The sequence below is a fragment of the Geobacillus sp. ZGt-1 genome (genome assembly GCF_001026865.1).
Lineage (GTDB): Bacteria > Bacillota > Bacilli > Bacillales > Anoxybacillaceae > Geobacillus > Geobacillus thermoleovorans.
Genome location: NZ_LDPD01000026.1, coordinates 111,414 through 117,004, shown reverse-complemented (window position 1 = coordinate 117,004; position 5,591 = coordinate 111,414). Strand labels below are relative to the sequence as shown.

Here is a 5,591-nt window from a genome sequence, read left to right as displayed (position 1 = left end):
TAAAATAATTAATTTTTATTCGGTCAAATCGGGCTTATTTCGAATTTTTATTCAGGGTGCGAAATGTGAGTTGCATGCTCTTTCTCTGTCGCTAATTCACATGGTTGAACTTGGTGTAGCTCACATGAGTGGATAAAGGAAATAAAGAGAGCATGGGGACTCTTTGCCTTCCTTAATGTTTGTTTTGGACTTCGATTCGATCAAGACGACAAGGCTAGGCGATTTTGACAATTTTTGTGATCGGTGCTAGGTCGAGGTCTTGGTTGTAAAGAGCGTGGACAAAATCGCCGTCAAGCGTAGCGAAGTAGTCATAATGATGATATGTTGCAATGGCGTAGTGCAAGGCATCATAGGCTTCGAGCTGAAGGAGCCGCATTTGAGCCAAGGCTAAATCTTGAATGTTGGCATCTGTTGTTAGGAATTCGATGCGGAAATGTTGCCTTATGGCAGATAAAAATTCATTATATCGATCAATGGAACTGTTGTAGAAGATTTGCAACTTGTTTCTTTGTGAGGGATAATTCATTTTCACGAATTTGATTAATTCTGAAATATTAATAGAAACGTTCTTCTTGTAGAATTTTGGAATATGTTTTTTCCAAACGTTATATAGGAAGGGTACGCTTTCTTCTAATTCTCCAAGGGGATGATTTTGGCGAGACTTTGAATGTAAATTGGATTGATTTTTATGGTAGATTTCTAATGGTAATAGAATTTCTTGAATGAATAAGTTATGTACCACTTCCCCAAATACATGTGTACTTATCCCTAATTTCGTTACACCTTCGTTATGCCATTTTTGAAGGATTTCACATACCTTATCTCCCCTTGGATCATCGGAGTCCATATAGGCCAAAATAAAACAAGCATCGATGTATATAGACGCTTGTCCAAAATGTTCATCTATGGCATCTTCATATGTCATCACAAACGACATAATCGGCTACCGTCCTTGTTTGTAGATGTCTACTAATTTTTTGCCAAAGGGAGAAGGTTTGGCTATTTTTTTTCGTAATTCGGCAAATGAAAGATCCTTATTCGGTTTGTTGGCCTGTTCCGTGCAAGATAGTGTCACCCTCATTTTCGTTTCCAAAGCGGAGGGCATATTGATCACCTCATTGATTCTCCTTTCTAAAAATTATAATGCTGGCCAGAAAAAATGTACAGATTTTTCTTTTACTACTATACCCTTGTTCATGAAAACATAAACACGGAGAGAATCTCCCTTAAAAGGGGAATGGGTGAAAGAAAAGGGGAACGGAAAAGAAGTCTTCTTTCCAGCCTGTGAGCGAACGATTTTAAAACAACGGTGAAGAAGCTTTCAAAAAAGAAAATGGAAAAATATCACCATCCCTGTTATGATGGTAAAGGGTTTAGCGAACAAGGTGTCTACTTTCGTTTGTTGTTTAGGTACCTTGTTTTGTTGGTAAAAAGGTGTTGGCAGGTGAAACGATGAGAGATTTCCTTTCCCGCTGGCTTCCTGTCATTCTCTGGTGTGTCGTCATTTACACGTTCAGCGAGTCTTCCTGGTTCACTGGGGCGAATACGGCGCATGTGCTGCAGATGATTTTATCGTACTTGCCGTTTGGCGGCGGGGATGAAGAGGGGCCGCCATTTTTGAACTTTTTGATTCGCAAAGCGGCGCATTTGACGGAGTTTGGCATTTTGGCCGCGCTTGTGTGGCGGGCGCTGTTGCCCAAGCGGTTTGCGTATGCAGGCGCTTGGCTGTTTGCGACCGCCTACGCGGCGACCGATGAGTGGCACCAATCGTTTGAACCAGGGCGGACGGCGACGCCAAAAGACGTGGCGATTGATTCGTGCGGGGCGCTGATTGCGCTTTTGATCGTCTTTGTTTGCCGCCATTGGTTAAGGACAAAGCATTGTGCGGTCAAACGCGGCGTATAATAGAATGAGCTCTCCCGATGTATCGGCTTAGATGTAAAAGGAAAGAATGGCAAATAACAAGTTTGCGAGAAAAGGGAGAGAGAGCCATGGTCGCGTTTATCGCGGGAATGTTTGTCGGCTCGTTCGTGATGCTCGTCATCATGAGCATGATGGTGGCCGCGAAACGGGCGGATGAAGCGAGCGAACGGTGGAGGGAAAAGTGAGAAGTCCCTTGCGGCAGGCAAGGGATTTTTTTTGAAAATGCTGTGCGATCATGTTTACGTCAGCTTGCAAAAAAGGCCGCACATTGTTTGAGAACCGCCGTGAAAGACCGACGAAGTACAACGGATTCGAAAAGTTGAAGGGGATAAAATTATGTTTTTTTGTAAGGTTTTTTAGTTTGAGAAACGTTGCTGGGGAGCAACATTTCCCCTTAAATCACTAGTATTTAAAAAAAGCTTGATGGCGCACAAAAAATAGGATATACTATGTGTAACCGGTTACACATAGACAGAAAAGAAGGAAGCGAACATGGCAACGATTCGTGATGTGGCAAAGCGTGCAGGTGTCTCCGTCGCCACCGTTTCGCGGGTGTTAAATCAAAATGGATATGTTAATGAGGAAACGGAAAGACGGGTTAGACAGGCGATGAAAGAGCTCAATTATAAACCGAATGAAGTGGCGAGAGCTCTGTTTAAAAAGACATCGAAAACAGTCGGACTCATTGTCCCTGATATTACCAATCCGTTCTTTCCCGAACTCGTTCGCGCGGTGGAAGATGTGATGAATATTTATGACTATACGGTCATTCTATGCAATTCCGATGAGAAAGTAGAAAAAGAACGAGAATACATCGAAGTGTTAAAGCAAAAATATGTGGACGGCGTCATTTTGACCACGAATCAGTTCGCGCCGGAAGAAGTCGAGGAATGGGATGTTCCGATTGTCGTGCTCGACCGTCCGTTGCATGAGCGTTATCCGTCGGTGGTCGCGGATAATTACGAGGGAGCTCGTTTAGCGACGCGGCATTTGTATGAAGTGGGCTGCCGGCGGATTGCCCATATTCAAGGGCCCAACCACGTGGTGAACGCCATGGAGCGTTTCCGCGGCTATCAAGATGAAATGAGGGCGTTAGGGTTGGGAGATCGTCAGCTCGTCATTCAAGGGAATTACCAGTTGAAGCAGGCGAAAGAAGCGGTGATGGCCGCGTTGGCTGAACATGATATGGACGGGATCTTTGCCGGCAACGACGCGATGGCGGTCGGTGCTTTGAAAGCGGTTCAGCAATGCGGGCTGCGGGTTCCGGATGATATTGCCATTATTGGCTACGACGGCATCCCGCTGACGGAAATGACAACACCCGAACTATCGACCGTGTCTCAGCCTATTTACGAAATGGGGGCCATGGCGGCAAGAATTTTAATTAAACAAATTGAGGGAAAGCCCCTTGAAAAGCTCCATTATCAACTTCCGGTTCAACTTGTGGTGCGGCAGTCGACGTCAAGGAGGGGATTGACTTGAACAAACCAACCATTACGGTGATCGGCAGCCTCAACATGGACTTAGTCACTGTGGCGGCGCGATTTCCAAACCAAGGAGAGACGATTTTAGGCGAACAGTTTCTCACCACTCCCGGCGGCAAAGGGGCGAATCAGGCGGTGGCAGCCGCCCGCCTCGGCGCCAACATTCGGATGATTGGCGCAGTGGGGGATGATGCGTTTGGTCAAGAGCTCATCCGTTCGTTACAAAATGAGGGCATTTCCGTCGATTATGTGAAACCGGTTACACATGGGAGTACAGGCATTGCTTCCATTACGATTTCTGAGCGGGACAATCGGATCATCGTCGTTCCTGGGGCGAATCATGCGCTTACGCCGGAAGATCTCGATTCATGTGAATCCGTGATCGCCGAAAGCGATGTTTGCTTATTGCAGCTCGAGATTCCGCTTCCCGTTGTGGAACGGGCGGTTTCGATCGCTCATCGCCATGGCGTGCGCGTCATCGTCAACCCCGCTCCGGCCCAGCCGCTGCCGCCGTCGGTGCTTGAGCAGGCGAGTTTCTTGACGCCCAATGAACATGAACGGACGATTTTGTTCGACAAGATGGACGAAGAAGCGTTTGCCGATAAGCTGATTGTCACCGAAGGGGCAAAAGGGGTGCGCATTTGGCAAGATGGACAAGAACGGCTCATTCCAAGTTTCCAAGTTCCCGTCGTGGATACGACGGGCGCGGGCGATACGTTTAACGGTGCGCTTGCCGTGGCGTTGGCAGAAGGGAAGCCGCTTGATGAAGCGTGTCGGTTTGCCAATGCGGCGGCGGCCTTGTCGGTGACGAAACTTGGGGCGCAAGCTGGGATGCCGAGACGGCAAGAGGTCGAATCATTTTTGTCCAGACAGAAGGAGAGTCACTGATGAAAAAAAGCGGGATTTTGAATAAAGAATTGAACACGCTGCTTGCCTCGCTCGGGCACACCGATACGATCGTGATTGCCGATTGCGGGTTGCCGATTCCGAACGAACAGGCGCGCATCGACTTGTCTCTCGTCAAAGGGTTTCCGCCCTTTTTATCCGTGTTGGATGCGGTTGTTGATGAATTGGAAATTGAAGCAATCGTACTAGCCGAGGAGATCAAAGACCAGAATCCGGATTTATACGAAAGCATCAGGGCAAGAATGGGTGGTGTGCCTGTGCAGTTTGTTCCCCACGAACAATTCAAAGCGATGACGAAGCAGGCGAAAGCGGTGATTCGCACAGGAGAGGCAACCCCCTATGCCAATATCATTCTGCGTTCCGGTGTAAGTTTTTCATCGAAAGATTTCTGAAGGAAAAGGAGGGCAGAAACGATGAGGCCCTTGATTGACATGCGGTCGATTCAAAAATCGTTTGGCGCCAATATCGTTCTGAATGGCGTTGATTTTGAAGTGCTTCCTGGAGAAGTGCATGCGTTGATGGGAGAGAACGGAGCGGGGAAATCGACGCTCATCAAGGTGTTGACCGGCATTTATGAGCGGGATGGGGGAACGATTGTTGTCAACGGGCGCGAAGTGCATTACCGTCATCCGAAAGAGGCGGAACGCGACGGGATTGTCGTGATTCATCAAGAGTTGAATGTCATTCCAACATTGACGGTGGCCGAAAACATTTTTCTTGGCCGCGAGCCGAAAATCGGGAGAACGGGTGTCATTCGTTATAAAGAAATGGAGCAACAGGCCGCTTCCTATTTGCGGAGATTAGGGATGGACCTTGACCCACGAGAACTCGCCGGTCGGTTGTCTGTCGGAAAACAGCAAATGATCGAAATTGCCAGGGCCATTTCGACGAATGCGAAGTGCCTTATTATGGATGAACCGACAGCGGCGCTGACGGAACGGGAAATTCAGGCTTTATTTTCTGTTATTCGCACCTTGAAACAGCAAGGCGTCGCGGTTGTTTACATTTCACATCGGATGGAAGAGATTTTTACCATTTGCGACCGGATTTCGGTTCTCCGCGATGGCCAGTTCATCGGAACGAAACGAGTAAAGGAAACGAACTTCGATGAAATTGTTCAAATGATGGTCGGGCGGCAAATTGGGGAACGCTTTCCAAAACGGCGCGTCACCATTGGAGAAGAACGGCTGCGCGTAGAGCGGCTCACGAAAAAAGGGTTGTTTGAGAATGTATCGTTTTCTGTGCGAGCCGGTGAAGTGCTTGGTGTGGCGGGACTGA

The 5,591-nt window shown here is 47.7% G+C and carries 7 protein-coding genes; 6 read left to right on the top strand and 1 reads right to left on the bottom strand.

All coding sequences use genetic code 11. The features are described 5' to 3' along the window. Window positions 1-214 precede the first annotated feature (214 nt). Window positions 215-925 carry a PIN domain-containing protein gene (locus tag VU18_RS14155; RefSeq protein WP_193442969.1) on the bottom strand — a complete coding sequence of 237 codons (711 nt, stop codon included), beginning with the start codon at window positions 923-925 and terminating at the stop codon, window positions 215-217. Window positions 926-1,452: 527 nt separating this feature from the next. Here VU18_RS14155 and VU18_RS14150 point away from each other — a divergent pair. From VU18_RS14150 to VU18_RS20665, 6 genes are all read left to right on the top strand, one after another. Beyond that, window positions 1,453-1,905, top strand: coding sequence for a VanZ family protein (locus VU18_RS14150; protein WP_011232703.1), 453 nt, complete (start codon window positions 1,453-1,455; stop codon window positions 1,903-1,905). An 86-nt stretch (window positions 1,906-1,991) separates the two neighbouring features. Further along, window positions 1,992-2,108 (top strand): DUF3789 domain-containing protein, encoded by a 117-nt coding sequence (locus VU18_RS20670; protein WP_013146530.1) that lies wholly within the window; start codon window positions 1,992-1,994, stop codon window positions 2,106-2,108. 307 nt (window positions 2,109-2,415) lie between these two features. Next, entirely contained in the window at window positions 2,416-3,405 is a 990-nt protein-coding gene (locus VU18_RS14145) for a LacI family DNA-binding transcriptional regulator (protein WP_011232701.1), read from the top strand. Beyond that, window positions 3,402-4,295, top strand: coding sequence for a ribokinase (rbsK, locus tag VU18_RS14140; protein ID WP_011232700.1), 894 nt, complete (start codon window positions 3,402-3,404; stop codon window positions 4,293-4,295). The genes VU18_RS14145 and rbsK overlap by 4 nt, the downstream gene beginning before the upstream one ends. After that, window positions 4,295-4,705 (top strand): D-ribose pyranase, encoded by a 411-nt coding sequence (gene rbsD, locus VU18_RS14135; RefSeq protein WP_011232699.1) that lies wholly within the window; start codon window positions 4,295-4,297, stop codon window positions 4,703-4,705. Before rbsK ends, rbsD begins: the two co-directional genes overlap by 1 nt. 21 nt (window positions 4,706-4,726) lie before the next feature. Further along, on the top strand, window positions 4,727-5,591 hold an 865-nt coding region (locus VU18_RS20665), incomplete at its 3' end, for a sugar ABC transporter ATP-binding protein (RefSeq protein WP_047758357.1).